We start from the raw sequence: 25644 nt of genomic DNA on the forward strand, positions 1-25644 counted from the left end.
TGCTCTTTGTGCAAATAGGTTTTAAGTTATTTATGCACCACAGAGATTAAAAGGCGCTGCGCTTTTAGAGGAAATAAAAAAGCCAACTACTATCCTGCAGCAGCGATTTTATAGACACTGCATTTTACTCGCACCTCGCAGCCCGCAGCTCGTGACCTTTAACCTTTAACCTTTAACCTAAATAATATAAAAAAGGAGCATTGCTGCTCCTTTTTAAATTTTACTTAGGTTTATTTAATATCAAACCGGTCGGCGTTCATCACTTTTACCCATGCGGCGACAAAGTCGTGTACAAAACGAGTTTTGTTATCGTCTTGAGCATAAAACTCTGCCAGTGCACGGAGTATTGAGTTTGAACCAAACACTAAATCAACCCGCGTAGCCGTGTACTTAGTTTTACCACTAGCGCGGTCAACTATGTTGTACTCGCCTTTAGCTGCAGGTTCCCAGCGGTTGTTCATGTCGGTTAAATTAACAAAAAAGTCGTTACTCAGTACGCCTACCTTGTCGGTAAATACACCATGTTCACTATTGCCATAGTTAGTGCCTAGTACGCGCATACCGCCTAGTAATACGCTCATTTCTGGTGCTGTTAGCCCCATCAATTGGCTGCGCTCTAGTAATAGCTCCTCGGCTGATACGGCATAGTCTTTTTTCAGCCAATTTCTAAAACCGTCATGAATTGGTTCTAATGGCTCGAATGACTCTGCGTCGGTCATATCATCAGTTGCATCGCCACGCCCTGGGGCAAATGGTACGGTTATATTAACCCCTGCCTGTTTAGCCGCTTGCTCTACTGCAGCGGTGCCGCCGAGCACAATTAAATCGGCCATACTTACAGGCTTAGTTAAACTCGCTTGCAGTGTTTCAAGTGCGCTAAGTACCTTGGCTAAACGCTCTGGTTCGTTACCTTGCCAGCTATTTTGCGGAGCTAGGCGAATACGGGCGCCATTTGCACCACCACGGTGATCGGAGCCTCTATAAGTACGTGCGCTATCCCATGCGGTATTAATTAAGTCGGTTTCACTTAATCCACAATTAAGTAGCTTCGCTTTTAACTCGGTTATTTCAGCGTCGCTTAGGGTGTAATCAACTGCAGGAATAGGATCTTGCCAAATTAAATCTTCACTGGGTACATCGGCGCCCAAATAACGTGATTTTGGCCCTAAATCACGGTGGGTTAACTTAAACCATGCGCGGGCAAATACGTCAGTAAAGTACTCAAAATCGTCATTAAAACGCTCAATAATTTTACGGTAAGCTGGGTCGAGCTTCATTGCCATGTCGGCATCGGTCATTATTGGGTTTAAACGAATCGATGGGTCTTCCACATCAACGGGTTTGTCTTCTTCTTTAATATTAACCGGCTCCCACTGATGAGCCCCTGCAGGGCTTTTGGTTAGCTCCCACTCGTAATTAAGCAGCAGTTTACAGTAGCCGTTGTCCCATTTAGTTGGGTGGGTTGTCCATGCGCCTTCAATACCTGAGGTCATGGTATCGCGGCCAATGCCACGGGTTTTATGGTTATTCCAGCCAAGGCCTTGCTCGTGCACATCGGCGGCTTCTGGCTCTGGGCCTAAGTTTTCTTCTTTGCCGTTACCATGCGTTTTACCTACTGTATGGCCACCGACCGTTAGCGCTGCGGTTTCTTCGTCGTTCATTGCCATACGCGCAAAGGTTTCGCGCACTTGTTCTGCGGTTTTAAGCGGATCGGGTTTACCATTTACCCCTTCTGGGTTTACGTAAATTAAACCCATTTGCACTGCCGCTAATGGGTTTTCCATGGTATCGGGTTTATCAACTTGGGTATATCGCTCATCACTTGGCGCAAGCCATTCTTTTTCTGCGCCCCAATAAACGTCTTTTTCTGGATGCCAAATATCTTCACGGCCACCGGCAAAACCAAAGGTTTTTAATCCCATTGATTCGTACGCCATATTACCGGCTAAAATAATTAAATCGGCCCATGAAAGCTTGTTGCCATATTTCTTTTTAATTGGCCATAATAAACGGCGCGCTTTATCTAGGTTGGCATTATCTGGCCACGAATTAAGTGGTGCAAAACGTTGATTACCGGTACCACCACCGCCTCGACCATCAGCTAAACGGTACGAGCCCGCAGAGTGCCATGCCATACGGATCATCAGGCCTCCATAGTGCCCCCAATCAGCTGGCCACCAAGGTTGGCTTTGAGTCATTAAATCTTTTAAATCGGTTTTAAGTGCTTCTAGGTCGAGTGAATTAAAAGCGTCGGCGTAATTAAAGTCGCTGTCGTAGGGGCTGGTTTTGCTATCGTGCTGATGAAGAATGTCTAAATTAAGTGAGTTTGGCCACCAATCTGTATTGGTGTTTTCGGTTGTAGTATTACTGCCGTGCATAACTGGGCATTTACCCGCTTTATGATTATCCATATTGAGCTCCTTTTTAAGTATAAATAAAAACGCCCATGCTTACTGCTTTTGGTATTCACCAATTGGGAGCGCTGTTATTTTTTTGCCATTATATTAGGGTCTGTTGACCTTTGTGGATTAAAATTCGTTCAAACTAGGGGCGGTTTAATCGCGGCGCGAGGTTTGTAACCTAGTGGGCTAAGTCAAAACCGAGCAACAAAGAGTAAATCGCCCCTGGGCAGAACCCTTCGGGCAGCGCCTGTTTGGAATTGATGCTGCGTTATCGCCTATTTATGGGGAATAACCACACCACATAGGCTCTGCCTTGCCTAAATACCAAACAGACTACTGCAAATTTAACCTTAAAAGGTCAACAGACCCTAATGACGTGTATGGTCTCTACTTATTCAATATACGTGTAGCTGCTTTGATACGCTAGGGCAAAGTAATGCTTTAAAACGATTACTCTCATTTATAAATATGATGATGCTGCCAATGTTTGTGCTTAGCGTAAATAAATATTAAAACTTTTTATAAAATAGATGATCGTTATTAAAAATAGCCACGTAATGTACGGTGAAGGGTTTGAAAGTGACTTAGGTTTTCTTAAGTGCACAGTGGAATACCCCCCTTCGCCATGAAATTATAGTTATAAAAGGTGTATAAGTTACTTATGCACCTTTACTTCTTTTTTATTTTTATCTATTTGAATTTAGTTAAGTAAAAATTCAGGTAGGCAAACTTACAATAGCACCTATCTCCTATTGTTCCCTTGATATGTTGATGTAGTTTTTTCCAGCCCAACTTGGGCTGGATTTTTTTTGCCTGTAATTACTGCTACTCAAGTTAATGCCAGCTTCCCTATACTCACCCTAGTACCAATGATGTGCGCATGTTAAAGTTAACAAAGCGATTAATTAATTTTTTAACTAGGCATATCAATGCGTTTTTATTTTTTACTATTTATTGTATTTATTGGTGTTTTTTCATCTGCGGTGCAAGCTGCTGATAAAAACACCGCAGCACTCAACGAGCAACAACAGCGTGAATTAGCACAGCTAGAAGCCCCTTTGTACAAACCATTACTTGAACGTTATATTCTCGACGAATTAAAGTCGGTTCGCCAAGATCAACAAAAACTGCGTGAAGACGTGACCAAACAAGTTACGCATGCACAGTTAGACACCGCCGATCGGGCGCTTACCTACACCACAGATACCATTAATAATGTATTTTTTATAATTACCGCCACCGCGTCTATTTTGGTATTAGTGGGCTGGAACTCGTTACGTGATGTAAAGAACAAAGTAGAAGATATAGTAAACACCCGAGTGAGTGTTATTACTGATGAGTATGAAGATCGCTTGAAAATATTAGAAGAAAAACTGCGAGTACGCTCTGAAGAAATACTCAGTAACCAAGAACGCATATCAATCACTAATGAAGTTCATTCGTTATGGATGCGAGCCAACCTTGAAAGTGATATTGCGAATAAAATTGAAATATTCGATGAAATTTTAAAACGTAAACCAGAAGATGTAGAAGCCATTGCCTACAAAGCGGATGCTTTACTAGAATTAAATGAGACTGAGCAAGCTATTGAGCTTTGTAATCAAGCAATTGATATAGATAGCGACTATGGTTACGCATACTGGCAGCGCGCCTGTGCGTATGCTTTAACGCATGAGCATGCAGATGCCCTAGCCGATATAAAAATGTCGCTTGAATACTCACCCAACTTACGAAATGAGCTACTTCATGAAAGTGCCTTTGCCAGTCTGCATGATAACGACAGCTTTAATGCGATAGTTTCAAACGAAGCCTAAACTTCGTAGCCTACAGGGAGGGTGGTAAAAAGCGTGAGCAGAACGCGAAAGTTTTGCTCAGTTTTTACTTATTATTACAAGGATGTAAGCCAGTAGAATAACTTAGGCGCAGTTATCGACCCCACTAGGTTAGAAGCTCGCGCCGCAATTAAACTGCCTCTAGATTAAATAAATATCAATCTACAAAGGTCAATAGAGCTTAGCGTTTAAAGTATAAGTCTATTGACTTAGTAAGCAGCTCGTCGAGCTGCTCTTCAAAGTCTTCTATGTTGATTTCAAAATGATTTAAATACGCTTTAGCCTGCACTTGAGATAAGTTGCGGTTTTTAACGCTGTATTGCCGCTCATCTTTTTGCTTATCGTATCGAGGTAAAAATAATAACTGCGCATAATAAGGCGACTTAATATGCTTGTTCGCAAAGCGACAAAAGTCTTCAATGTGGTCTGCGCCCTCAGGACCTAAACAGCCGGGCTCTACACGATACATTACACGAATTTTTTTCTCGTCACTTAGCTGCATAATTAATAATTACCTAAAAAATAATACCCTAACCACTTTGCCATCTTTAATTTGATAGCTTGAAATAAGCTCTGAACGTTTATCTATCACGTTCGGATCGTTAGAGCAGGTTTCTGATAGCTCATGGTCAATCACAATGTCACCATGCACAATACGCTTAATAGGTGATGAGTGAAGACACTTTAGCTTTTTAAACATAATGCCATAACGCGCAATTAATTTTTCTTTACCTTTAAATAATAGCTCATTCGGGAAAATATAAAACTCAACATCTTCATCATACATACGAATAAATTCTTCAATGTTACGCGCGTTGTAAGCTTTAACTAATTGCTCTATAACAGCAAGTGACTCACGAGACTGTTTTGCTTTGGCTTGTTGCCTTGCTGTAAGTGCGTCTTTTGCTTGCGTTACTGCTTGCTCAGCCTCGACGACCGCTTGTGCTTTATCTACTTTACTTTTAGGCTGTTCAACCGGCTTCGTTGATTCGCTGCCAAGTACTTTAGAATCATCTGCAGTCACTTTCTTTATATCGGGTTGTTTAGGTATGTTAGCCTCTTGAGTTAACGTATCAAGTGCATCTTGTTGCGACTGTACTTTTTCTGGCTGTGTCAGTTCAGCATTGTTTGATGATGCCGATTGCTCTATGGCATGACAGTTTAATGTGAAAGCGGCGAATAAACACGCATATATGATGAATGAAGGTTTCATGGTTTTCCTAAGTACAAAGACAAAATGCAATTAAAGCGCAACATAGCAAATTTTACCCTCATGAGATAGTTATTATAGCGTTATAGCTCATTACCAATACTGCTCAACCGTAATATGCCCCGGCTCTTTTCGACGATTACGCTTATAGTTTTGAGCCACTAATAACTCACTGGTATCTTTAACCATTTGCGGATTACCACACAACATAAACTGCGCATTATTGGGAGTAGCACACAGCCCCACATGTTCAGATAGCGCGTTATTTTCTATCACTGTGGTTATTCGCCCAGCTAAACCTTGTAAAGGCTCCTCACGGCTAACTACCGGCACATAATTAAGCTGCCCAGGATGAGCCTTTAATAACTTATTAATTAGCTCCTGATAGCTTAAATCGCTATTTAGGCGCGCCCCATGCACTAAGTTGATATGTTTGTATTTTTGCCATACCTCACTTTGCTGCAATATAGATAAAAACGGGCCAATAGCGGTGCCGGTGCTAAGCATCCAAAGCTGTTCACTCGCTGGCACTTCGTCAAGGATAAAAAAACCGCTAGCACGTCGTTCTATTAGTACGGTGTCACCTGGGGTAAGTTGTGCTAAATGAGATGACAATTGGCCATCGACTACATTAATTAAATAAAATTCTAAATTTGGATCATCTGGTGCGTTAACATACGAGTAAGCCCGAGCAATGCGTTTTTCACCGTCCATAACAGAGAGCTTTGTAAATTGCCCTGCTTTAAACGGTTCTACATCGGCGTTAACCGTTAAGCTAAATAACGATTCATTCCACCATTTAACTGACTTTACTGTGGCATCAATCCAATTAGACATAATTACTCCAGAGTGTAAAACGTGTTTTAGCTATCAGCTATCAGCTATCAGCTATCAGCTATCAGCTATCAGCTATCAGCTATCAGCTATCAGCTATCAGCTATCAGCTATCAGCTATCAGCTATCAGCTATCAGCTATCAGCTATCAGCTATCAGCTATCAGCTAAAACTTTAAAGTGGTTCATTTTAAAAGCAAGTTTTATAACTTAAACATTAGCATTAAGTTATAAATACTGACAGGGAAATAAATGAGAAGGCAGCGAGCTTCGAGTGACGAGTGACGAGTATCGAGCAACGAGCTAGTGCTAAAACCTGAGACCTTTAATCTACTCTTTTAGCGCAGCGTCTCTTTGTCCTCTTTGTGAATAATGACCTTGCGCGGCATAAAGCTCCGCCTACAGTAAATTCAGAAGTTAACCATATCAGTAGGCGGGAGTTTACCTCGCGTATTTGTGTTTAATATCCTAGACCTGACGCGATATAAAATCGCTGCTCCGAAAGGCACTTACTGCTAAAAACAATTTTTCACCACAGAGGGTTCCGAGGCGCTTTGCGCTACACAGAGGTAGATTGGTATTTTTTAAGCATTTATCTGTAAACTCAGTGTTCTCGGTGGTAAATACATATCTGACACGATATAAAATCGCTGCTACAGATCAATATTTAGGTTTTTCTTCCTCTAAAAGCGCAGCGTCTCTTCGCCCTCTTTGTGCAAAATTCACTAAAACTGTTTGAACAAAGAGAAGACAACGGGCTTCGAGTGACGAGCTGCGAGCTACTGCTAAAACCTTTGACCTTTAACCTAGAACCTGAAACCTAAAGCCCGTAGCTCGAAAGCCGTGGCTCGCACCCCGAGGCCCGAATCTCACACCTAAATTTGAGGCATAAAAAAAGCCGCATAAAATGCGGCTTTGGGGGTTTAGTCTCACTTCACTTTGGGCGTGTCTCCAAAACTTAGTGAATACGTTACCAAGGAATTGTTTAAGACTAGATAGACTCTAGGGCAATTTTAACCATTTCGTTGAACGTGGTTTGACGCTCATCTGCAGGTGTTGCTTCGCCGGTGATTACATGATCACTGACGGTAAATAATGCCATTGCTTTTGCGCCGTATTCTGCTGCTACGCCGTATAAGCCAGCTGTTTCCATATCAACAGCGAGTACACCTAGTTTGTCTAGGTCTTTGTAGAAAGTGTCATCAGCTTGATAGAAAGTATCGGTAGTAAATACGTTACCTACTTTTGCATCAATGCCTAAATCTTTAGCCGCATTAACGCCGTTTAAAAGTAAATCAAAGTTAGCAATCGCTGCAAAGTCAGTACCACGAACACGGGCACGGTTCACGTTAGAATCAGTGCTTGCACCTTGTGCAAAAATTACGTCGCGAATTTTAATATCGCTACCAATACCACCACAGGTACCTATACGAATAATATTTTTAACACCAAAACTAACAATAAGCTCACGAGCATAAATTGACATTGAAGGAATGCCCATGCCTGAACCCATAATGCTCACTGGCTTACCTTTGTAAGTTCCAGTAAAGCCGTACATGTTACGTACGCCAGTTACTTGCACTGCATCATCTAAAAAGTTTTCAGCAATATATTGTGCGCGTAGCGGATCGCCTGGCATTAATACTGTTTCGGCAAAATCACCTACGTTTGCACTGATATGCGGAGTACTCATTGATTGTTTTCCTTTTGTTTGGCTAAAAGCCCTATTACTTTAAAATAGCGAGCGTATTTCTAAGTTATTTAACTGTGTTCAGCTTATCAATAAAGCCATCACCATATTCTAACGCTTTAAGGTTAAACCATTGCGCAAGCGTTTGGCCAATATCGGCAAAGCTATTGCGTTCACCCAGTGGCGTGTTGTTCATTCCTGGCTGATAAGCAATAACTGGCACATATTCACGAGTGTGCTCTGACCCTGGAAAGGTCGGGTCACAGCCATGATCGGCGGTGATCATTAATAAATCATCCGGCTTTAATTGCGCTAAAATAGTGGGTAAGTAATCATCAAACTCTTTGAGCGCTTTCGCATAGCCAACAGGATTTCGGCGGTGACCAAACTTTTCATCAAAATCAACTAAATTGGTAAAAATCAAACTGTGATCCGGCGCAGTCGCCACCACTTCGCTGGTTTTTTCTAGCAAGTTAATTAACCCTGGCGCTTTATGCTTTTGGGTAATGCCTTGATGCGCATAAATATCTGAAATTTTACCAATACTGATAACTTCGCCACCGTCTTTTGCAAGTACATCAAGCAATGTTGGCGATGGCGGTAATACTGAATAATCACGACGATTACCTGTTCTGGCAAAATCTTGATTATTAGAACCCAAAAATGGCCGCGCAATCACTCGCCCTATATTCATTTCATCAAGCAGCGCCCGTGCGATTTCGCAAACTTGATAAAGCTTCTCTAGGCCGAATGATTCTTCATGCGCGGCTATTTGAAACACACTGTCAGCTGAGGTGTAACAGATTGGTTTACCTGTTTTTACGTGCTCTTCACCTAGCTGCTCTAAAATCGTGGTTCCTGAGGCATGGCAATTGCCTAAAATGCCCGGAATACCTGTGCGAGCAATAAACTCGTCTACAAATTCTTGTGGGAAACTCGGCTGTGTTTTAGGGAAGTAACCCCAATCAAATAACACTGGCACGCCTGCCATTTCCCAATGACCCGATGGCGTGTCTTTACCGCTTGAAAGCTCTTTTGCGTAACCCCATGCACCTTGTGGTTCATGCCGCTCAGCAACTAAACAGGGTTCTTTACCAGCGGCTTCACATGCATCCACTAACCCTAATTTTGAAAGGTTAGGAAGCGAAAGCTTACTGCCAGTCTCGTCATAATATGCCTTGAGTAAATGTGCGAATGTATTAGCACCAACATCACCAAATTTATCTGCATCGGGTGCTGCGCCAATTCCTAAACTATCCGCCATTAAGATAATTGCTCTTGCCATTGTGACCTCACATCTGTTCTAGGTGGTTACTTTATCTGCTCTTCGAATTTTCCGTACAGGACATAAGTCCTGTTTCATAAAACCTAAACATTATAAATTTGCACTCTTAAGCGAAGCAAAAGAGATTAATCGTGTCTTTTTTGCTATTGTGATCTACCAACAATATATCCTTCTGTGTGGGTGAGAACTTTAGTGACACGAACTATTATAGCTATTGCAGGCGCATCGGCGTCCGGCAAATCTCTATTTAGCCAAACTATTTACAATGAATTGGTAAATGAGCTTGAACCAGGCGCTATCGCCATTATTGAAGAAGATGCTTATTACAAGGATCAATCGCATTTGCCGATGGCACATCGTACGCAAACGAATTACGACCATCCTGATGCATTTGAACACGAGCTATTGCTTGAGCATTTAACGCAACTTCGTAATGGCCACTCTGTTGAAGTACCAACTTATGATTATGCTCAGCATACACGTAGCGATAAAACGCGCCGTGTGGCTTCGGCTAAAATACTCATTGTAGAAGGTATTTTATTACTGAGTGATAAAGCGCTTAATAAAGAATTTGATATCAAGGTGTTTATAGATACGCCATTGGATATTTGTTTAATGCGCCGAATGCAACGCGACATGGAACAAAGAGGCAGAACATTACAATCTGTTGTTGAGCAATATCAAGCAACTGTTAGACCGATGTTTTATCAATTTATTGAGCCTTCAAAGCATAACGCTGACTTAGTTGTGACTCGAGGCGGTATGAATCGCGTTGCGATTGATATTATAAAAAGTAAAATAAAGTACATTTTACAAGAATAACAACGGGAAACGTTTGTATGACAACATTTATGAGCTTAGTAGGCATGCTAGTGCTACTAGGCATCGCTTTTGCGGCCTCAACTGATCGCAAAGCAATAAAACTAAGAACCGTGGGTATCGCATTTTTAATGCAAGTCATTATCGGCGGTTTTGTACTGTTTTTTGAAGCAGGCAAAAATGTATTAGCGAGTATGTCTCGCGCCGTTTCATCGGTTATTGGGTATGCCAACGATGGAATTGGCTTTTTATTTGGCCCATTAGCATCGCAAGATACACTTGGGTTTATTTTTGCCATTCAAGTATTGCCAGTGATTGTGTTTTTCTCAGCACTTGTTGCTGTGTTATACCACTTAGGCATTATGGATTGGATAATTAAAATTTTAGGCGGTGGTTTACAAAAATTATTGAAAACCTCTCGCACCGAGTCGCTTTCAGCCACCGCAAATATTTTTGTTGGCCAAACTGAAGCGCCACTCATTGTTAAACCGTTTATTGCGACAATGACCAAATCTGAGTTATTTGCCGTAATGGTAGGTGGTTTGGCCACCGTAGCAGGCTCTGTAATGGCCGGTTACGTAATTATTGGTGTAGACCTTAAATATTTAATTGCAGCCAGTTTTATGGCAGCACCAGGTGGTTTCTTAATGGCAAAAATGATAGTGCCAGAGACAGAAACACCTAAAGATGATTTAGCCGATATAGATTTAGGCGACGATAAACCGGTTAATGTTATTGACGCAGCAGCATCAGGCGCAGCAAACGGTATGCACTTAGCATTAAACGTAGGTGCCATGCTTTTAGCATTTGTTGCACTGATTGCGTTATTAAACGGTTTATTAGGCGGTATTGGTGGGTTGTTTGATTACCCTACATTAACGCTACAAGAAATTTTAGGTTACTTATTTGCCCCTGTTGCATGGTTATTAGGTGTACCGTGGAATGAGGCAATTTTAGCCGGCAGCTTTATTGGTCAAAAGTTAGTAGTAAATGAGTTTGTTGCTTACTTAGACTTTATAAATTATCGCGATACGTTGAGTGCGCATACACAAGCAATTGTTACCTTTGCCTTGTGTGGCTTTGCTAACTTATCATCGATAGCCATTTTACTAGGTGGATTAGGCGGTATGGCGCCTAGTCGGCGAAAGGATATCGCACGCTTAGGGCTCAGAGCAGTGTTAGCAGGATCTATGGCTAACCTTATGAGCGCAGCAATTGCTGGGTTTTTCCTCTCGCTAGCTTAGAAACTTAATGAGACGATCCAACTGTTGCAAAACAATAGGATAGCGCTTTAAGGGGTTAAAGCACTATCTGACTTGAACGATACTTCACCAAGGGCCGCAAGGCCCTTTTATCGTTTTTATAGCCTCTACTTTCTAAATCCTCAGCAATTCATACCTAAAAATTCCCTAGCAAAGCTTTCATTCACGCACTCTTTACGCCATCAAAAGCCATCATTGCACTTATACCAATCCGCAATAATACTTAATCATTTTGCGGGGCTAAACGTGTCGCTACCTGTGTTAAAAAATTCTCATTTAGAACAACTAAATAGCGAATTTTTTGCCTAGCTATCAACTCGTTTTTCCAGCCTCAAAATAGACCACTTAATTAAGCGAATTGGTATTACTAAAAAATATGAACAACTGTGTAGCTGTAGGAGCATTTACTTATTAGCCCTTTACAAGGCACTTGAGAGTATAAAAGGTAGCGAAGTTAACAAGAATGAAGGCTGTGAAGAGGTAATATAGGCATTATTAAGTGGAAACTTTTTGAGCTTTTCTGTGCTTATGGTCTAAACGCTTAATTTTTTACATAACGTTTAATGTAAGCTTCATAGCCAGACTCAGCCTTAAGCTGCTCAAGTGCTTGATTAAAGCGTTTTACTACCACAGGTGAAGCGGCTTTGTTAAAGCCAATATAGTTGCCTTTAAGCTCATCCACATGAATTTGTTTAAGCTTTACTACGTCATCCCTTGAATAGCCAAATGGTTCAGTTTGGTGGCCTATGGTAAAGTCAGATCCAATAATTAAATCGATACGTTTTTTAAAAAACAGACGCATAAATGAGTCTGCTTCACTAAATAGCAATAAGTTTTTATGGGTATCCGGAATTTCTGGTTGATAAAATGCCAAAGATGTAAAGAAGAAAATCTTTCTCAGCGGATTATCTGATTGATCCTCTTCAGCCTACTCTACTGCCAATTTTCTGTTTCCACCTTCGCCTGAGTCTTCATAGCGATGCTGACTAGGGAGGACAGCGAGAGCTGGGCAAGCGTCAAAGCGGTTCTGGTTCATGCGCAATCCGAACACCTGCACAACATTCCTCTTGTAAGAAACCGATCAAATTCTCTAGGTGCCCATACTCGGATATACAGACAATCGTGCGGCTATGTTTCTCCTGCCGGATCAGCCCTACCTTGGCCATGCGCGCAAGGTGATGTGATAGCGTCGAAGCAGGAATACCCAGCCCCTTCTGGATATCTCCGACCGAAGCCCCATCATGGCCAGCTTTGACCAGAAAGCGGAACACGGACAGTCGGTGACTATTCCCTAGCTCAGCTAAGCTGGCTGCAACCTTTTCGTGATCCATAGCACGCCCCAATAATTCGATGTTTCTAGAATTATAGTTGACAGGTCGGATAAACGCAAGTAGGCTGCGTACATCATTTCGATAAAACTAGAAATATAGGAGTAATATTGAATGTCACCTCAACTCCAAGACGCTCTAGGCATGTTCGCCTTTCTCGCTATCGAGCTATCGGTTTTATTCATTGGCATTAGCTTGCTGGTCGGAGTTCTTCAACGTCACATCCCACCATCCAAGGTGGAAGCGTTACTGACTTCCAGTGGGAAGCGAGGCTATTTTCTTGCTGCTGGTTTAGGAGCTATAACGCCCTTCTGTAGTTGCTCGACTATCCCCATGTTGAAAGGGTTGATTCGGGCACGGGCCGGTTTTGGGCCGATGATGGTGTTTCTTTTCTCATCTCCGTTGCTGAATCCTATCGTCGTCGGCCTGCTGGTTGCCACGTTTGGATGGACACTTACTGCTATCTATGTGCTCGCCGCTTTGGTGGTCGCGGTAGGTGCCGGATGGCTGCTTCACACGCTTGGCTTCGAGCGTTATGTGCGCCGGACGGCGACACAAGAGAGCAGTGGATGTAGTTCATCAGCAAGCCCGTGCAGTGCTACATCGACCGCATCGAGTTGCGGCACCAACAGCTGCGACACCACTCCGAAGACGGCTTCTTGCGGGGCTGATAGGAAGACAACAGTCTCTACGTCTAGCGAATGCTGTGACAGTCAACCCACTGTCACGGTTAAGAAAGAAGGGAAGTACAGTGGTGTGTGGCGGGAAGCTTGGTCGGACTTTATCGATGTGTTGCCTTACCTGCTCATCGGTATTGCGATTGGCAGCGTGGTCTATGGTTTCATGCCCACTGACTTATTGGAGCAGTATGCAGGCCCAGATAATCCCTTTGCCATTCCAGTTGCCGCTGTCATCGGCGTGCCGTTGTATATTCGCGCTGAAGCCGTCATACCTCTGGCAGCGGCTCTGATGGCCAAAGGCGTGGGTGCCGGGACGGTGCTAGCGTTGATCATCGGCAGTGCCGGAGCCAGCCTGACTGAGCTCATTCTGTTGCGCTCTTTGTTCACGCTGAAGCTTTTAGCGGCGTTTTTAGCAGTCATTTTTGCTATGGCGATGATTGCCGGTTACGCCACCTACCTGTTTTTCTGATCAAGGCGGGAGATGATTAATTCGTTAAGCCTTCCTGGGTACCAGTTGGTGGATTCTGATGAGCAGAATGAAGACATACATTTTCGGCTTGAAGCACCTACACCAGTAGCCTGCGAGGGGTGCGGCGTGCAGGGTGAGTTCGTACGGTTCGGCAAGCGTGACGTTCCCTATCGTGATCTGCCCATCCACGGCAAGCGGGTCACTCTCTGGGTGGTCCGCCGCCGATACACCTGCCGGGCCTGCAAGACAACATTCAGGCCCCAGCTACCAGAGATGGTGGACGGATTCCGTATGACACTGCGGCTGCATGAGTACGTGGAGAAGGAATCCTTCAACCACCCCTACACCTTTGTGGCGGCACAGACCGGCCTGGACGAGAAGACGGTGCGCGACATCTTCAACGCCCGCGCCGAGTTCCTGGGGCGCTGGCACCGCTTCGAGACGCCCCGCATCCTGGGCATTGACGAGCTATACCTGAACAAGCGCTACCGCTGCATTCTGACCAACATTGAGGAGCGAACCCTGCTCGACCTGCTGGCCACCCGCCGCCAGGACGTGGTGACCAACTACCTGATGAAGCTGAAAGACCGGCAGAAGGTCGAGATCGTCAGCATGGACATGTGGAACCCCTACCGGGCAGCGGTCAAGGCTGTGCTGCCCCAGGCCCGTATCGTGGTCGATAAGTTCCATGTGGTGCGCATGGCCAACGATGCCCTAGAGAGAGTGCGCAAGGGCCTCAGAAAGGAGCTGAAACCGTCCCAGAGCCGGACTCTCAAGGGAGACCGGAAAATCCTGCTGAAACGCGCTCACGAAGTCTCAGACCGGGAGCGCCTCATCATGGAGACCTGGACAGGCGCGTTCCCGCAACTGCTGGCCGCCTACGAGCACAAGGAGCGCTTCTACGGCATCTGGGACGCCACCACACGGCTCCAGGCAGAAGCCGCCCTGGACGAGTGGATAGCCACCATCCCGAAGGGCCAAAAGGAAGTCTGGAGCGATCTGGTCAGGGCAGTGGGAAACTGGCGCGAAGAGACCATGACCTACTTCGAGACGGACATGCCCGTCACCAACGCTTACACGGAGTCCATCAACCGACTGGCCAAGGACAAGAACCGTGAAGGGCGCGGTTACTCCTTCGAGGTGATGCGGGCACGAATGCTCTACACCACGAAGCACAAGAAGAAGGCACCGACTGCGAAGGTCTCTCCTTTCTACAAGAAAACCATCGGTTACGGACTGCCGGACTTCGCAGAGGAACTCAACTACGGAGTCGATCTATCAACCATCTGATAATGGTATCAGGTTGGTGGGGTAAAGGTGCCCCATCAACCATTAAATCCGTATACCCGTTTTTATCAGCTACAAACCCAAGTCGACGCACCAGCATTTCATAAATATCGCCTCGTACTATGCCTAGCGAGTAGTTTTTAGCTTGGGTGATATCGTCCATGACAATATGTTCACTGGTTTTTAATTTATAAAAATAGGTTTGATTTGACACCAAGGGTCCAACCCATTTAAAAAGAGGCTCTCGCTCTTGCGTTTTTGCCAAAGAAAAAATGGCTGACTGCGGGTTACTTTGCACTAAGTGGTAAGCACGCTTCCAAGGTAGCATTATAAACTCGCACTCTAGCGCTGCACGGGCACAGGTATCTTTTACTATGTCATGATTGATACCCACCAATTGGCCAGTGCCATCTTGAAAGTTATACGGAGGAAAACTTTCGGTATAAATAACCAGTTTAGGCTCAGCAGCCTGAATTTTTTGGCTAAATAACAGCGCAAAAGCTAATAGTATAAATTTATAGATACACACCCCCTATGATTTAAGTAATAACTTTAACCTAGAAAACTCGTAGAGACTATTAATTTATAACGCTGTCTGTAATGTTAAAATAGCAGATGACTTAAATAGAAATAAAATGACGGGAATGTTAAAGCGGTGGTGTAATATTCTTAAATTTTGGGCACAAAAAAAGCGCCTTAAGCGCTTTTTTTCATTTTACTTAAAAAGTAAAATTATAGAGCTGTGATGTTATCAGCTTGAGGACCTTTTTGACCTTGTGAAAGAGTGAACTCTACACGTTGGCCTTCAGCTAAAGTTTTGAAACCTTCGCTTTTGATTGCTGAGAAATGTGCGAAAACGTCTGGACCATTTTCTTGCTCGATGAAACCAAAACCTTTAGACTCGTTGAACCACTTAACTGTACCTGATACGATGTTAGACATAGTATTATTCCTGATATAAAAATTAAATTGTGCCCTAGTGGGCGGTGTAGCAAAAAATGAGATGGTACTTAAAAACTTCAGGACGGTACTACAAGTATTACTTATACAACAACGAAATGGAGATTTATAAATTACATGCTTTCTTTCTAGCTGCGGCCTACTATATAGAGTTACAGTGACAAGTCAACCTTTTATGCAATTTAATTAATAAAATAACGCTCGTAACCCACTTTATACATTAAGTACTTGTTTAAGCAGCTTAAAACTCAAACTCTAACGCCATTCTAAAGCTATGATTCTTCTCTGACTGGCTGATTTCAGTAATAAAACCGGCTTCCCACTTTAATTGTTTTTGCCCATCAAAGCGGTGTAAACCAATAAACCCTGGACCAATACCCACAAAGTCTTCCCCTAAATACATTTCAATCGCAGGTTGAAATGCAGCACGATAGCGGTAACGATACTGCGCTCTAAACTCACTTTCCCACTCGTTTTCTATGTCTTGCCCCCACTCGTACACTAAAAAGGCATTAAGCGTTAAACTGGCGCGATCTATCTCTTTTTCAACTACAAATCCCGTTGTGGCTTCAAAAACATCTTTGGTGTGTTGTTTTTCTAGTTCAAACAAAGCGCCCCAATCGGCCCATAATCGGCCTTGTTCTATTAGTTGCCATCTAAGCTCCAATTCATATGCTTGTAAGCCAAAGTCGCCGTTGTCGTCTCGCTCACCCACTAAATAACCTTCTAGTGCCATGGTATCGTTAATTGCCCCGCCCAACCCTAAACGCTGCGCTAAAATATTGCCGCTGTCAGTTTGGTGCGATACGAATCGCCATTCGACCTCGCGTTCAAACGGTAAAACGTACGGGTGATATACTTTATCCACCACCATTCCGTCGGCGTGCGCGTATGTGGGTATCAATAAACCAATTAACATAGCACCTGCAAATAACTTCATTGCCTTCATGATTGTTCCTTAGCCATTGATTTAGGAATAAAATAACAAACAGATAAAAAGACCACGCTGCTTAGGATATAACTTAAAACACTGGTTAAATTAGGTGTGGCCTCATAACCAATAAACGCACGCAACATACGCCCAAACTCTGAATTTTCGGTTAAAATAGCACGTAAATCCCAAACCGTTGCGGTGGTTGCTATCACATCAATTTGACTGGCTAAATCCAGTGCTACCACTAGTTTTGCTGCACTATTTAGTGCTAGTAAAAGTAAAATAGGGGAAAGTCCGAAACGCTGTTTAATGGCACTCAATAAAAAGTACAGCAACACACTAAAACTACTGCATATTCCAAGCCCTAAAAAAGTGCCAATAAATAAGCTTTGTGCCGCTTCGTTGCTTTGCCAAAATCCAATTAAATAAATTATGTAATGACTCAAATAAAGCGTCATCACACTCATAATTGCGATAATAAAAGCAGCTGTTGCTCGTTTAACGGCGTAGTGCAGTGCACTGAAAAAAATTAAAATACACAAGCCAATCTGAGTATATTCTAAACCTTGGTAATCGAACCAAGGACTAATAATCGGGGCGCTTTTTACAAATAAAAATGTTAAGCCTATACCTAAACCAAGCATACCCAGCAACCGTAGCAAACTTTGCTTGGCAATCACTTGCAGCAAAATAAGTAAAATGGCGACTGGCAGTAACTGATTGAGGCTCATCACTAAACTAGTTATTAGCATTGGGTTGCTCCTTATCAGTGACAATAACAGCACCGCGCGCAGTATTTGGCGAAAACTCACCAAAAAATTCATAGCGGCCAGGTGTTAATGGCCCAATATAAATCACGCTTTTGCGATTAGGGTAAAGCACTTTCTCTCGGTTGAGATCAAAGCTGTCGAATTCTTCAGGCGTACTATCTTGATTTTCGATTAACAAGCGTACCTTTTTATTAGCTGGCACGACGATTTCTGCGGGGTAAAACAAATGATCTTTAAGTACAACTAAATACTCTTTGCTAACAACATTAAATGACAAAAATATGCAGCAATATAAGTAAGGGCTAATAAGTCGTTTAATCACATTTAGCTCCTGCAAAAACCACCTGCACCTTTAAGCCGCCCAAAGCGCTATCCGTTAAATTAATCTGGGCGTTATAAATAGCGATAATATGCTGAACTATTGCCATGCCCAAGCCAGCTCCCTGCTCACCTGAAGGATGTTGATCGCCGCCAACGCGATAAAAGCGATTAAATACTCGTTTTTTTTGCTCATCCGTCATACCTGGGCCACTGTCTTCTATTTGCCAAATACGCTGCCTGTGCGTTTGATTTAGGGTTATTTTTATTTGTCCATTTGCTGGCGTGTACTTAATGGCGTTACTGAGTAAATTTGAAATCAACGTCACTAAGGTAAATTCATCACCATTAATAATAAAGTCATCCCCATCAAGGCTGATGGAATGATTTTTAGCCGCCAATTTATCATATAACTGGCTAACCACGGCTTGGCTAATGCCCAATAATGACTGTTCTTTAAATTGCTTTTGCCACTGCTCTGGCTGAGTGCGTCCGAGGATCAACATTTGCTCTACGATATTGGTGAGTCGATTAATACCTTGAGTCATGGCTTGTAACTCTTGGTTATCACCTTGCTGCGCCGCAAGATTATGCACATTTATTTTTAAGCTACTCAAAGGAGTGCGTAACTCATGTGCCGCATCAGAGGCAAAAAAGCGTTCTCGTAAATAGGCGGTTTCTACGCGTTTAAATAAGTCGTTCAAACGGCTGATCACCGGTTTTATTTCTTCATCGGTTACCTGCCAATTAATAGCAGTAAAGTCATTTGCTTGGCGCTGTGCTAGTTGCCTTGATAAGCGTGTTAATGGGGCTAATGCGTACTTCACAAAAAAGCTGATAAACAAAGCAAGTAAAGGAACCGCCCAGAGCATAGGTAGCATGGCCGACAAAATAACTGCTTCAGCGAGTTCAAATCGTTTAGCTATTGGCTCGACAACGATCACCGTGCGCAAAGAGGTTTTAAACACAAACACTCGCATGCGCTGACCTGCAATATTTAGCGTTTGAAAACCTGCTTGATAGTGGCTCAAATCAAGATTCAGCTCATCAGAGCCGCTCAGTAGTTCACCTGCTTGCCAAATTTGGTACAACAACTGCGAGCTTTCATGGGTTTTAGGCGCCATAGCATTACTCGATAAAGGCTGTTGCATCAAAACGCCTGCCACTACTTTTAGCTCGCTATCGAGTAACTGCTCACCATGGCTCATGCTTTTTTGATAGCCTTTAACTAAGGCTAAAAAGCAGGTTAATACCATCATTGACAGTAAAATAAGCGTCAGCCGTTTACGAATTGACATTTTTTCCTACTACGTAGCCAATACCGCGGAGAGTTTTAATAAAATCGCTAGGGAATTTTTTTCTTAAGTGATGAATATGTACTTCAATGGTGTTAGAGCCAACCTCTTCACCCCATTGATAGAGTTTATTTTCTAACTGCTGTTTAGATTGCACGCGACCTTGGTTTTCCAATAGTGCCTTTAGCAGCATGTATTCTTTTCGTGGCAGAGAAAGCAGCTCATCGCTGAGTGTGACACTATGCGCTGACGTATCCATGGTCACTTCACCACAGTGTAATAAACTTGACTGAGTTTGATTTACTCGCCGGCTCGCCACACGCAAGCGAGCAAATAACTCGGCTGGTTCAAATGGCTTAGCTAAATAATCATCAGCGCCCATGTCAAGCCCTTGCACCTTGTCATCTATGCTACTTCGTGCAGTTAGTATAACCACCGGAATCACTTTTTTTTGCGCTTTTATGTGCTTTAAAATTTGTGAACCATCACCATCGGGTAAACCTAGGTCAAGTATAACCAACTCTATTTCACCACTGCCTAAGCATTGCAATGCATGCTTAACCGTTGCGCTATGCTCTACACTGTAGCCTTCTTGGCGCAATGAGCGGCAAAGCCCTTGCGCCACAAGATGATCATCTTCAACTAATAATAAATGCATTGTTTATTTTGCTATCTCTTTAGTTTTTTATCTACTTTAGCCAATAAAGAGCTAATTGCTTGTTGACGATATTTATCAGCTTTAGCACGAGTATCACGAATACCTGCTGCTTGCGCAACTAACAAATGGGCTTTAGCTTGCTCATATTCACGTTCGTCATATAAAAACTCACTATACAAGTAGTTAGTATCAATGCCTTTTTTGTTAAAAGCGAGCGCTTGCTTAAAAAACTTGTCGGCGGTGTCATCATCACCAAAACCAATAGGCCACCCCGGTACTTTACTGTATAAGGTTGCAAGGCTTGCATACGCTGAGCCCCCTAAAGCACTGTCGTCTATTTTAAGGGCTTGTTCTAATGACGCCTTTGCATCTTTAGCATAACCGAGCGCCCCTAAACCACCTTTTGCACCAGCAAAACTGGCCAGCACAATGCCGTTCCATGTATAGCTATTTGCTGAATTAGGATAGTTTTCGATAAATTGAGCACTTTGCTCACTCAGTTGAGTAAAGGCTTTGATTTGTGCGTCATCTTTAAGCTCATAATTAGCGACCGCCCACTGCTGTTGAATAGCGAGTAAGTCGCTTTGTTCATCTGCAAATACCGGCGATGAAAACACACTAACAATGCTTAAATAAGCTGCTAAAGTAAATTTTTTCATAATAAATCCTCTATTAACCTAAAAACTGTTTTATTTTAGGGAGTTGTTTAGCAATTGCGTTATCTACAATACGTGGAAAAACGCCATTGATACGTGCAAAAAGTTTCTCAGGAAAACCAATAAATCGTCTGGTTTTATTTGAGTTTAATAACGCAACTAACTCATCAGCCACCAACTGCGGAGAGTCCATTTGATTACCAAGCGCTTTGTTCATTGCCCGCGTTTGAGCATCATTAATGTCAGTATCAGTTGCTCTAGGTGCTAAATAAGTAACTCTAACGCCAGTGTCTGAAAGCTCTCGTGATAATGCTTCGCTAAAACCACGCAAACCAAATTTACTGGCACAATAAAGTGTTTGATATGGGTAACCTATGCTGCCAAAAGACGACCCAACATTAACTATGGTGCCTCTATTCGCTTGCAGCTGCTCTAAAAACAGTTGGCATAGTTTCATCGGCACGGCTAAATTAGTGCTCAGTAGATTATCAATTTGTTCACTACTACAACTACTTAAGCTTTGCATAACATTAATGCCTGCATTGTTTATAAGTAATTTAGCACCGCCCAATTTTTTGGCTTTAATTGCCAATGCCAGCATGTTTTCTGCAACGGTTAAATCTCCCACAAAAGTCATACTACCTGGGCACTGGCTACTTAGCGCATTTAGCGCATCGCCATTACGCCCTACTAATAGTAATTGCCAACCTTGTGCGTGCAGTGTTTTGGCAATCGCTTGGCCAATCCCCCCTGTGGCTCCTGTTAACACACATAAGCCGGTATTCATGCGTGTTGCTCTTGCGCTGATACTTTAAAGAACGGCTCGTCATCTAAAGCGCGGAAAATATCACCGTACAAACGATAAAAACATTTTGCGCCATGTAAAATAGCTTGCTGATCGGCCTCATTAGTAATTTTGTTCATCAAGTTTTCAAAAAACTTTACGTGCTCTATATCAAGCGCACCATGAGAGGTTAAATAGCTAAATGCTTTTTTAGGTAAAGCAACTGCATCAGCAATATTTGAAGCTGCGCCATCAGCCAGTGCAATTGAAGTCCCTTCGAGTACATGAACCATGCCAAAAAAGCTTAATGGATTTTTACGAGCGATACTGTCATAGGCATACGAGACCATCATTTCGGTAGCAAATTGTGGCTGACTATGGCGCACACTTTCTTTATCAAAACCACACGCGGCAATATCGTTAAGCACCCATTCTTGGTGGCCAATTTCCTCTTCAATGTATTCGGCTACGGCTTCACGTAACCATTCTTGTTCGTCGGTTAAACGGGCACCTAACGACATCATTAATGGCACAGTGTGTTTTACATGATGGTAGGCTTGCGCTAAAAATGACGCATACTCTTCAAGTGATGCTTGGCCTTTAAAAACGCGCTGTATAATTGGCGCAGCTAATAAGTACTCACGCTCGTTTTGAGTTTGTGCTTTTAATGTATTAAAAAAATCAGTCATGGATCACTTCTCCAAGTCGGTAAAATTGTTCAAAAATAAGGTTAAATTGCTGGATAATAGCCTGGCGCTTAGGACGATTATTGGTCGTTAGTAGCCCTTGCTGAACACTTAAAGGCTGAGCTAACCGATGCCACTTTTTAACTTGTGCATAATCGGGTAACTGTTGATTTATAAATTTCATATGCTCACTGAGTTGTTGATCACTCAACTCAGGGATTGCATAAATAATCGCAGTTAAAAAAGGTTTGCCTTCACCAAAAACAACGGCTTGTATAATCGCGCTTTGGCTCAATATTAATGACTCAGGCCATTCAGCACTGACATTACGGCCCATGCTGGTAATAATCAGATTTTTAAGTCGCCCTTTTATGAAGAGCTTATTGCCATGCTGGGTCACTAAATCGCCTGTTGCATACCAGTTATTTGGGTTATGCGGCGCTTGATTTAAATACCCTAAAAATAGCTCATCCTTTATGTACAACTGGCCTTTTTCGATTTTGGTTTGTATGTGCGGCAGTACAGTGCCGGCACTCTTTAAATCATCATTTTTGGGCGTATTTAAACTTACGACAGATGCCGCCTCTGATAATCCATACCCCTGATAAACAGGTAAATTAAGCTCTCTGGCGGTGGCAATTAAAGCATCACTCACAAGCGCTCCGCCAACTGCAATAAACTGTAATGACTTTGGCGGCTGCCAACCTTGTTTTGCAAACGCAATTAAACACGTTAATAACTCAGGCACTAAAATAAGGGTGTTAGGTTTTACACTATCAATTGCCCTAATTAGTTTTTCAGGATTTTTTAACCCTGAACCAACAAAACCCAATTCGTTTAACGGCATTAAATGTACACAACCGCCACTTAATAATGGTGCATAAATACCTGCAATATTTTCCAGTAATACAGGTAATGGCAGTAAACATAAGTGAGTTGGTTTACTTATACCTATTTGCTCACATAACGATTGTGCAACTTGCATTTGGCTTTGAGTTGATAAACACACCCCTTTAGGCTCGCCTGTAGAGCCTGACGTAAAAGTGATTTTTTGCGTGCCCTCAAAGTAGCTAATCGGTTCTTTAACGTTGAGCCGATAAATATATAAGATGTAATGATCAAACAAAGTAATAGACAATGTATGCGCACCCAAAGAAAGCCTTGGCATATCACTTATAAATAGCTGTGCACCACACTGTGCCAACACATATTGCGTTTGTTGTTGACTAAAAAAATGGGCAATCGGTATAGCCACTTTATTAGCAACGCTGGTCGCAGCATCAAGTACCAACCATGCAGGTGTGTTATCAAGTTGAAATGCAATTGCATCAGCATCTGAATTTGCAAAAATTTCCGCTACTTTATTAATTTCTTGAAGCAGCTCAGTGCCTGTGAACTGTTGTGTTTGATTCGCAAAATGCGCAACTACCGCCGGCTGAGTAGCTAAGTCATTTAAGCTATTTAATATACTCATACCGCCTCCAGCGCATTGATTAATGCCGTAATGCCATGTGTATTTTGTTTTTTAATATCAAGTAGCATTGGCGTATTAAGTACTTGTAGATATGCTTGCTCTAAATTAACAATGCATACTGTAGGCTGGTTCGCGTAGTAACTTCCCCAGCTTTTTGGTTGCTCAACAACACTGCTGTTAGCCAATGCAATTTCATTACACGTTACCCCTAATAAACGCAATAAAGCGCGTACATGTTTGGTGGCACAAAAAACCAAATTAGTAGCACCAATAGCTCTTAAAGCTTCATTAACAATAATAAAATGCGATAACGTGGCTTTTCTGTGTATTGAATAAAGATTACCTAACTCAAACACTTTACTGCGCTGTGTGCCCATTGGTAAAAACTGCTCAATGGGCGCTGCTAAATATTGTTCAATAAATAAAGGAGAAGTGGCGTTTCTAAGCCCTAATGTGCAATGCCCTTGCTGAATTTTATACTGACAGAGTAATGGCATAAATGAAGTTAGGCTGGCATTGTACGCAGCTAAAAAGCCTTGTTTTACTGTATCTTCAAGGCGCTGACGGTGTTCATCACATTCTCTGGCGCTCACAAACTGTGTGAACGACTGAAAAAGTGCTGATGATGACTGTTGTTGTTGAGCTAGTTGCATAAAAGCATCGCCTGTATTAAATCTATAGATAGAATTTAATAGGCGAAACTTAAATAAAACTTAAGGTAAATTAATTTTTTAAAAAATTTAATTTAGACTGGCTATCACGGTTTTATTTCGGCCCGTTTCTTTTGCACGGCAAGATCATTATAAATTGAACTTATAGAATATGTAGTGATCAGATCAAGACATAATAATCACCTTGGTCACGTAAAATATGAGCGCTACTTTTCTGAAACACTTTAATTCAATTACCGATCCTCGCATTGAACGCTGTAAAAAGCATGAGCTTATCGATATTCTCCTTTTAGCCATTAGTGCAGTAATCTCCGGTGCACAAGGATGGGAGGATATTGAAGACTTTGGGCATCTAAAACTTGATTGGTTAAAAAGATATGGCGCTTTCAACGCGGGTATTCCAAGACACGACACCATAGCCCGTGTCATTTGTCGGTTAAAATCAGATGAAATAGAGCATGCATTTCAATCTTGGATATCTTCACTTATTGAAACCACGGGTGCTGATATTATTGCTATGGATGGAAAAACTGCACGTCGTTCATTTACAACCAAAGATAGAAAAAGTGCTTTACATACCGTCAGTGCATGGAGCTGCCAACACCAGTTAGTTTTAGGGCAAACAGCCGTTGATAGCAAAACAAATGAAATCACAGCCATACCTGAGTTACTCACCATGCTAGATATTGAAAATAGCATCATTACACTTGATGCTATGGGCTGCCAGCAAGAAATAGCGAAACAAATAATTAAACAAAAAGCTGATTATATCCTAGCGCTCAAAGGTAACCATTCAGGTATGCAGAGTGAATTAGAAGCTTGGTGGCACAAGAGTGAGCGCGAAGGATTGACCAATAGCAACTATGATAAACATACCGAAATAAGCTCAGGGCATGGGCGCATTGAAACAAGGGTTTGTCAGCAATTGCTTATTGATAAAAGCTGGTTAGATAAAATCTACCAATGGTCTGGCTTAAAGAGTGTTATTCAAGTAACCGCTGAGGTTCACGATAAATCATCAGGTACAGACACGATAGAAACGCGTTGGTATATTAGTTCGTTAGCGTTAGGTGCGGAGCAAGCACTTAATGCGGTACGAAGCCACTGGCAGGTTGAAAGTATGCATTGGATGTTGGATATGAACTTTAGGGAAGATGAATCAAGAATCCGTAAGAAGCAAGGACCCCTTGTTTTTAACGTAATGAGAAAAATAGCCATGGCGTTATTTAAACAAGATACAACTAAAACAGCCAGTATGGCGAGAAAAAAGAAAATGGCAGGGCTAGACGATGATTATCGCTCAACCCTGTTAGAATCTGGGATTAAAATGCGCTAGCCGTG

At 42.5% G+C, this 25644-nt stretch carries 26 protein-coding genes; 6 read left to right on the forward strand and 20 right to left on the reverse strand.

Annotated features, from left to right (window positions below; translation table 11 throughout):
• Positions 1–230: 230 nt before the first annotated feature.
• Entirely contained in the window at positions 231–2411 is a 2181-nt protein-coding gene (gene katG / locus L641_RS0115475; RefSeq protein WP_024602389.1) for a catalase/peroxidase HPI, read from the reverse strand.
• 920 nt (positions 2412–3331) lie between these two features.
• Between katG and L641_RS0115480 the strand changes: the two genes are divergently transcribed.
• Complete coding sequence (locus L641_RS0115480; RefSeq protein ID WP_008467888.1) at positions 3332–4216, forward strand: tetratricopeptide repeat protein; 885 nt, start codon at positions 3332–3334, stop codon at positions 4214–4216.
• 199 nt (positions 4217–4415) lie between these two features.
• Here L641_RS0115480 and L641_RS0115485 read toward each other — a convergent pair whose 3' ends face one another.
• The 5 genes from L641_RS0115485 to L641_RS0115510 form a co-directional block, all read right to left on the reverse strand.
• Positions 4416–4736, reverse strand: coding sequence for a hypothetical protein (locus tag L641_RS0115485; protein ID WP_008467890.1), 321 nt, complete (start codon positions 4734–4736; stop codon positions 4416–4418).
• 9 nt (positions 4737–4745) lie between these two features.
• Positions 4746–5447, reverse strand: coding sequence for a nuclear transport factor 2 family protein (locus L641_RS0115490; RefSeq protein ID WP_024602390.1), 702 nt, complete (start codon positions 5445–5447; stop codon positions 4746–4748).
• A gap of 90 nt (positions 5448–5537) precedes the next feature.
• Positions 5538–6281: a ferredoxin--NADP reductase gene (locus tag L641_RS0115495; RefSeq protein ID WP_024602391.1), complete on the reverse strand. Its 744-nt coding sequence runs from the start codon at positions 6279–6281 to the stop codon at positions 5538–5540.
• Positions 6282–7268: 987 nt separating this feature from the next.
• The gene (deoD, locus tag L641_RS0115505) at positions 7269–7970 is read right to left on the reverse strand and encodes a purine-nucleoside phosphorylase (protein WP_008110728.1); all 702 of its coding nucleotides are present in this window, start codon (positions 7968–7970) and stop codon (positions 7269–7271) included.
• 64 nt (positions 7971–8034) lie between these two features.
• A complete protein-coding gene (locus tag L641_RS0115510; protein WP_024602393.1) occupies positions 8035–9252 on the reverse strand; it encodes a phosphopentomutase in 1218 nt (405 codons plus the stop codon).
• Positions 9253–9444: 192 nt separating this feature from the next.
• On the opposite strand from L641_RS0115510, the gene udk reads away from it, so the two are divergent.
• On the forward strand, positions 9445–10074 hold the full coding sequence (gene udk, locus L641_RS0115515) for a uridine kinase (protein ID WP_013462847.1): 630 nt from the start codon (positions 9445–9447) through the stop codon (positions 10072–10074).
• Between the two features lie 17 nt (positions 10075–10091).
• Positions 10092–11315 (forward strand): NupC/NupG family nucleoside CNT transporter, encoded by a 1224-nt coding sequence (locus L641_RS0115520; RefSeq protein WP_013462846.1) that lies wholly within the window; start codon positions 10092–10094, stop codon positions 11313–11315.
• Positions 11316–11874: 559 nt separating this feature from the next.
• Here L641_RS0115520 and L641_RS0115525 read toward each other — a convergent pair.
• Together L641_RS0115525 and L641_RS0115530 are read right to left on the reverse strand one after the other, a co-directional pair.
• Positions 11875–12135, reverse strand: a complete 261-nt coding sequence (locus tag L641_RS0115525; RefSeq protein ID WP_253944067.1) for a hypothetical protein — start codon at positions 12133–12135, stop codon at positions 11875–11877.
• A 214-nt stretch (positions 12136–12349) separates the two neighbouring features.
• On the reverse strand, positions 12350–12664 hold the full coding sequence (locus L641_RS0115530) for a helix-turn-helix domain-containing protein (RefSeq protein ID WP_008294929.1): 315 nt from the start codon (positions 12662–12664) through the stop codon (positions 12350–12352).
• A 111-nt stretch (positions 12665–12775) separates the two neighbouring features.
• On the opposite strand from L641_RS0115530, the gene L641_RS0115535 reads away from it, so the two are divergent.
• Positions 12776–13810, forward strand: coding sequence for a permease (locus L641_RS0115535; protein ID WP_024602395.1), 1035 nt, complete (start codon positions 12776–12778; stop codon positions 13808–13810).
• A gap of 12 nt (positions 13811–13822) precedes the next feature.
• Positions 13823–15100, forward strand: coding sequence for an ISL3 family transposase (locus L641_RS0115540; protein WP_000610830.1), 1278 nt, complete (start codon positions 13823–13825; stop codon positions 15098–15100).
• Here L641_RS0115540 and L641_RS0115545 read toward each other — a convergent pair.
• From L641_RS0115545 to L641_RS0115605, 12 genes are all read right to left on the reverse strand, one after another.
• On the reverse strand, positions 15069–15626 hold the full coding sequence (locus L641_RS0115545; RefSeq protein WP_024602396.1) for a transporter substrate-binding domain-containing protein: 558 nt from the start codon (positions 15624–15626) through the stop codon (positions 15069–15071). The two genes, L641_RS0115540 and L641_RS0115545, sit on opposite strands and share 32 nt — an antisense overlap.
• A 203-nt stretch (positions 15627–15829) precedes the next feature.
• Complete coding sequence (locus L641_RS0115555) at positions 15830–16039, reverse strand: cold-shock protein (protein WP_008467029.1); 210 nt, start codon at positions 16037–16039, stop codon at positions 15830–15832.
• A gap of 259 nt (positions 16040–16298) precedes the next feature.
• Complete coding sequence (locus L641_RS0115560; RefSeq protein WP_238529435.1) at positions 16299–16997, reverse strand: hypothetical protein; 699 nt, start codon at positions 16995–16997, stop codon at positions 16299–16301.
• Positions 16998–17002: 5 nt separating this feature from the next.
• Positions 17003–17743 carry a hypothetical protein gene (locus L641_RS0115565; protein WP_008110740.1) on the reverse strand — a complete coding sequence of 247 codons (741 nt, stop codon included), beginning with the start codon at positions 17741–17743 and terminating at the stop codon, positions 17003–17005.
• Entirely contained in the window at positions 17730–18083 is a 354-nt protein-coding gene (locus tag L641_RS0115570) for a cupredoxin domain-containing protein (RefSeq protein WP_008110741.1), read from the reverse strand. Before L641_RS0115570 ends, L641_RS0115565 begins: the two co-directional genes overlap by 14 nt.
• Positions 18076–19377: an ATP-binding protein gene (locus L641_RS0115575; protein WP_008110742.1), complete on the reverse strand. Its 1302-nt coding sequence runs from the start codon at positions 19375–19377 to the stop codon at positions 18076–18078. The genes L641_RS0115570 and L641_RS0115575 overlap by 8 nt, the downstream gene beginning before the upstream one ends.
• Positions 19364–20032 carry a response regulator transcription factor gene (locus L641_RS0115580; protein WP_008110743.1) on the reverse strand — a complete coding sequence of 223 codons (669 nt, stop codon included), beginning with the start codon at positions 20030–20032 and terminating at the stop codon, positions 19364–19366. Before L641_RS0115580 ends, L641_RS0115575 begins: the two co-directional genes overlap by 14 nt.
• 11 nt (positions 20033–20043) lie before the next feature.
• Positions 20044–20691 (reverse strand): hypothetical protein, encoded by a 648-nt coding sequence (locus L641_RS0115585; RefSeq protein ID WP_024602397.1) that lies wholly within the window; start codon positions 20689–20691, stop codon positions 20044–20046.
• A gap of 13 nt (positions 20692–20704) precedes the next feature.
• Positions 20705–21475 (reverse strand): SDR family oxidoreductase, encoded by a 771-nt coding sequence (locus L641_RS0115590; protein WP_024602398.1) that lies wholly within the window; start codon positions 21473–21475, stop codon positions 20705–20707.
• Positions 21472–22161: an iron-containing redox enzyme family protein gene (locus L641_RS0115595; RefSeq protein ID WP_024602399.1), complete on the reverse strand. Its 690-nt coding sequence runs from the start codon at positions 22159–22161 to the stop codon at positions 21472–21474. Before L641_RS0115595 ends, L641_RS0115590 begins: the two co-directional genes overlap by 4 nt.
• Positions 22154–23632 carry an AMP-binding protein gene (locus tag L641_RS0115600; protein ID WP_024602400.1) on the reverse strand — a complete coding sequence of 493 codons (1479 nt, stop codon included), beginning with the start codon at positions 23630–23632 and terminating at the stop codon, positions 22154–22156. The genes L641_RS0115595 and L641_RS0115600 overlap by 8 nt, the downstream gene beginning before the upstream one ends.
• Positions 23629–24285, reverse strand: a complete 657-nt coding sequence (locus L641_RS0115605) for a thermostable hemolysin (protein ID WP_024602401.1) — start codon at positions 24283–24285, stop codon at positions 23629–23631. Before L641_RS0115605 ends, L641_RS0115600 begins: the two co-directional genes overlap by 4 nt.
• Before the next feature lie 217 nt (positions 24286–24502).
• On the opposite strand from L641_RS0115605, the gene L641_RS0115610 reads away from it, so the two are divergent.
• Positions 24503–25639 (forward strand): ISAs1 family transposase, encoded by a 1137-nt coding sequence (locus L641_RS0115610; RefSeq protein WP_024602346.1) that lies wholly within the window; start codon positions 24503–24505, stop codon positions 25637–25639.
• The last annotated feature ends 5 nt before the right edge of the window (positions 25640–25644 follow it).

Source organism: Pseudoalteromonas sp. TB41, from assembly GCF_000497975.1.
Lineage (GTDB): Bacteria > Pseudomonadota > Gammaproteobacteria > Enterobacterales > Alteromonadaceae > Pseudoalteromonas > Pseudoalteromonas tetraodonis.

What these genes read in the sequence shown, in the direction of transcription:
- L641_RS0115605 (WP_024602401.1), bottom strand. Translation starts at nt 24,285, where the DNA reads ATGCAACTAGCTCAACAACAACAGTCATCATCAGCACTTTTTCAGTCG.
- L641_RS0115595 (WP_024602399.1), bottom strand. Translation starts at nt 22,161, where the DNA reads ATGACTGATTTTTTTAATACATTAAAAGCACAAACTCAAAACGAGCGT.
- L641_RS0115520 (WP_013462846.1), top strand. Translation starts at nt 10,092, where the DNA reads ATGACAACATTTATGAGCTTAGTAGGCATGCTAGTGCTACTAGGCATC.
- katG (WP_024602389.1), bottom strand. Translation starts at nt 2,411, where the DNA reads ATGGATAATCATAAAGCGGGTAAATGCCCAGTTATGCACGGCAGTAAT.
- L641_RS0115600 (WP_024602400.1), bottom strand. Translation starts at nt 23,632, where the DNA reads ATGAGTATATTAAATAGCTTAAATGACTTAGCTACTCAGCCGGCGGTA.
- L641_RS0115490 (WP_024602390.1), bottom strand. Translation starts at nt 5,447, where the DNA reads ATGAAACCTTCATTCATCATATATGCGTGTTTATTCGCCGCTTTCACA.
- L641_RS0115555 (WP_008467029.1), bottom strand. Translation starts at nt 16,039, where the DNA reads ATGTCTAACATCGTATCAGGTACAGTTAAGTGGTTCAACGAGTCTAAA.
- deoD (WP_008110728.1), bottom strand. Translation starts at nt 7,970, where the DNA reads ATGAGTACTCCGCATATCAGTGCAAACGTAGGTGATTTTGCCGAAACA.
- L641_RS0115525 (WP_253944067.1), bottom strand. Translation starts at nt 12,135, where the DNA reads ATGCGTCTGTTTTTTAAAAAACGTATCGATTTAATTATTGGATCTGAC.
- L641_RS0115480 (WP_008467888.1), top strand. Translation starts at nt 3,332, where the DNA reads ATGCGTTTTTATTTTTTACTATTTATTGTATTTATTGGTGTTTTTTCA.
- L641_RS0115510 (WP_024602393.1), bottom strand. Translation starts at nt 9,252, where the DNA reads ATGGCAAGAGCAATTATCTTAATGGCGGATAGTTTAGGAATTGGCGCA.
- L641_RS0115540 (WP_000610830.1), top strand. Translation starts at nt 13,823, where the DNA reads ATGATTAATTCGTTAAGCCTTCCTGGGTACCAGTTGGTGGATTCTGAT.
- L641_RS0115575 (WP_008110742.1), bottom strand. Translation starts at nt 19,377, where the DNA reads ATGTCAATTCGTAAACGGCTGACGCTTATTTTACTGTCAATGATGGTA.
- L641_RS0115565 (WP_008110740.1), bottom strand. Translation starts at nt 17,743, where the DNA reads ATGCTAATAACTAGTTTAGTGATGAGCCTCAATCAGTTACTGCCAGTC.
- L641_RS0115610 (WP_024602346.1), top strand. Translation starts at nt 24,503, where the DNA reads ATGAGCGCTACTTTTCTGAAACACTTTAATTCAATTACCGATCCTCGC.
- L641_RS0115590 (WP_024602398.1), bottom strand. Translation starts at nt 21,475, where the DNA reads ATGAATACCGGCTTATGTGTGTTAACAGGAGCCACAGGGGGGATTGGC.
- L641_RS0115585 (WP_024602397.1), bottom strand. Translation starts at nt 20,691, where the DNA reads ATGAAAAAATTTACTTTAGCAGCTTATTTAAGCATTGTTAGTGTGTTT.
- L641_RS0115530 (WP_008294929.1), bottom strand. Translation starts at nt 12,664, where the DNA reads ATGGATCACGAAAAGGTTGCAGCCAGCTTAGCTGAGCTAGGGAATAGT.
- L641_RS0115485 (WP_008467890.1), bottom strand. Translation starts at nt 4,736, where the DNA reads ATGCAGCTAAGTGACGAGAAAAAAATTCGTGTAATGTATCGTGTAGAG.
- L641_RS0115560 (WP_238529435.1), bottom strand. Translation starts at nt 16,997, where the DNA reads ATGAAGTTATTTGCAGGTGCTATGTTAATTGGTTTATTGATACCCACA.
- L641_RS0115535 (WP_024602395.1), top strand. Translation starts at nt 12,776, where the DNA reads ATGTCACCTCAACTCCAAGACGCTCTAGGCATGTTCGCCTTTCTCGCT.
- L641_RS0115495 (WP_024602391.1), bottom strand. Translation starts at nt 6,281, where the DNA reads ATGTCTAATTGGATTGATGCCACAGTAAAGTCAGTTAAATGGTGGAAT.
- L641_RS0115580 (WP_008110743.1), bottom strand. Translation starts at nt 20,032, where the DNA reads ATGCATTTATTATTAGTTGAAGATGATCATCTTGTGGCGCAAGGGCTT.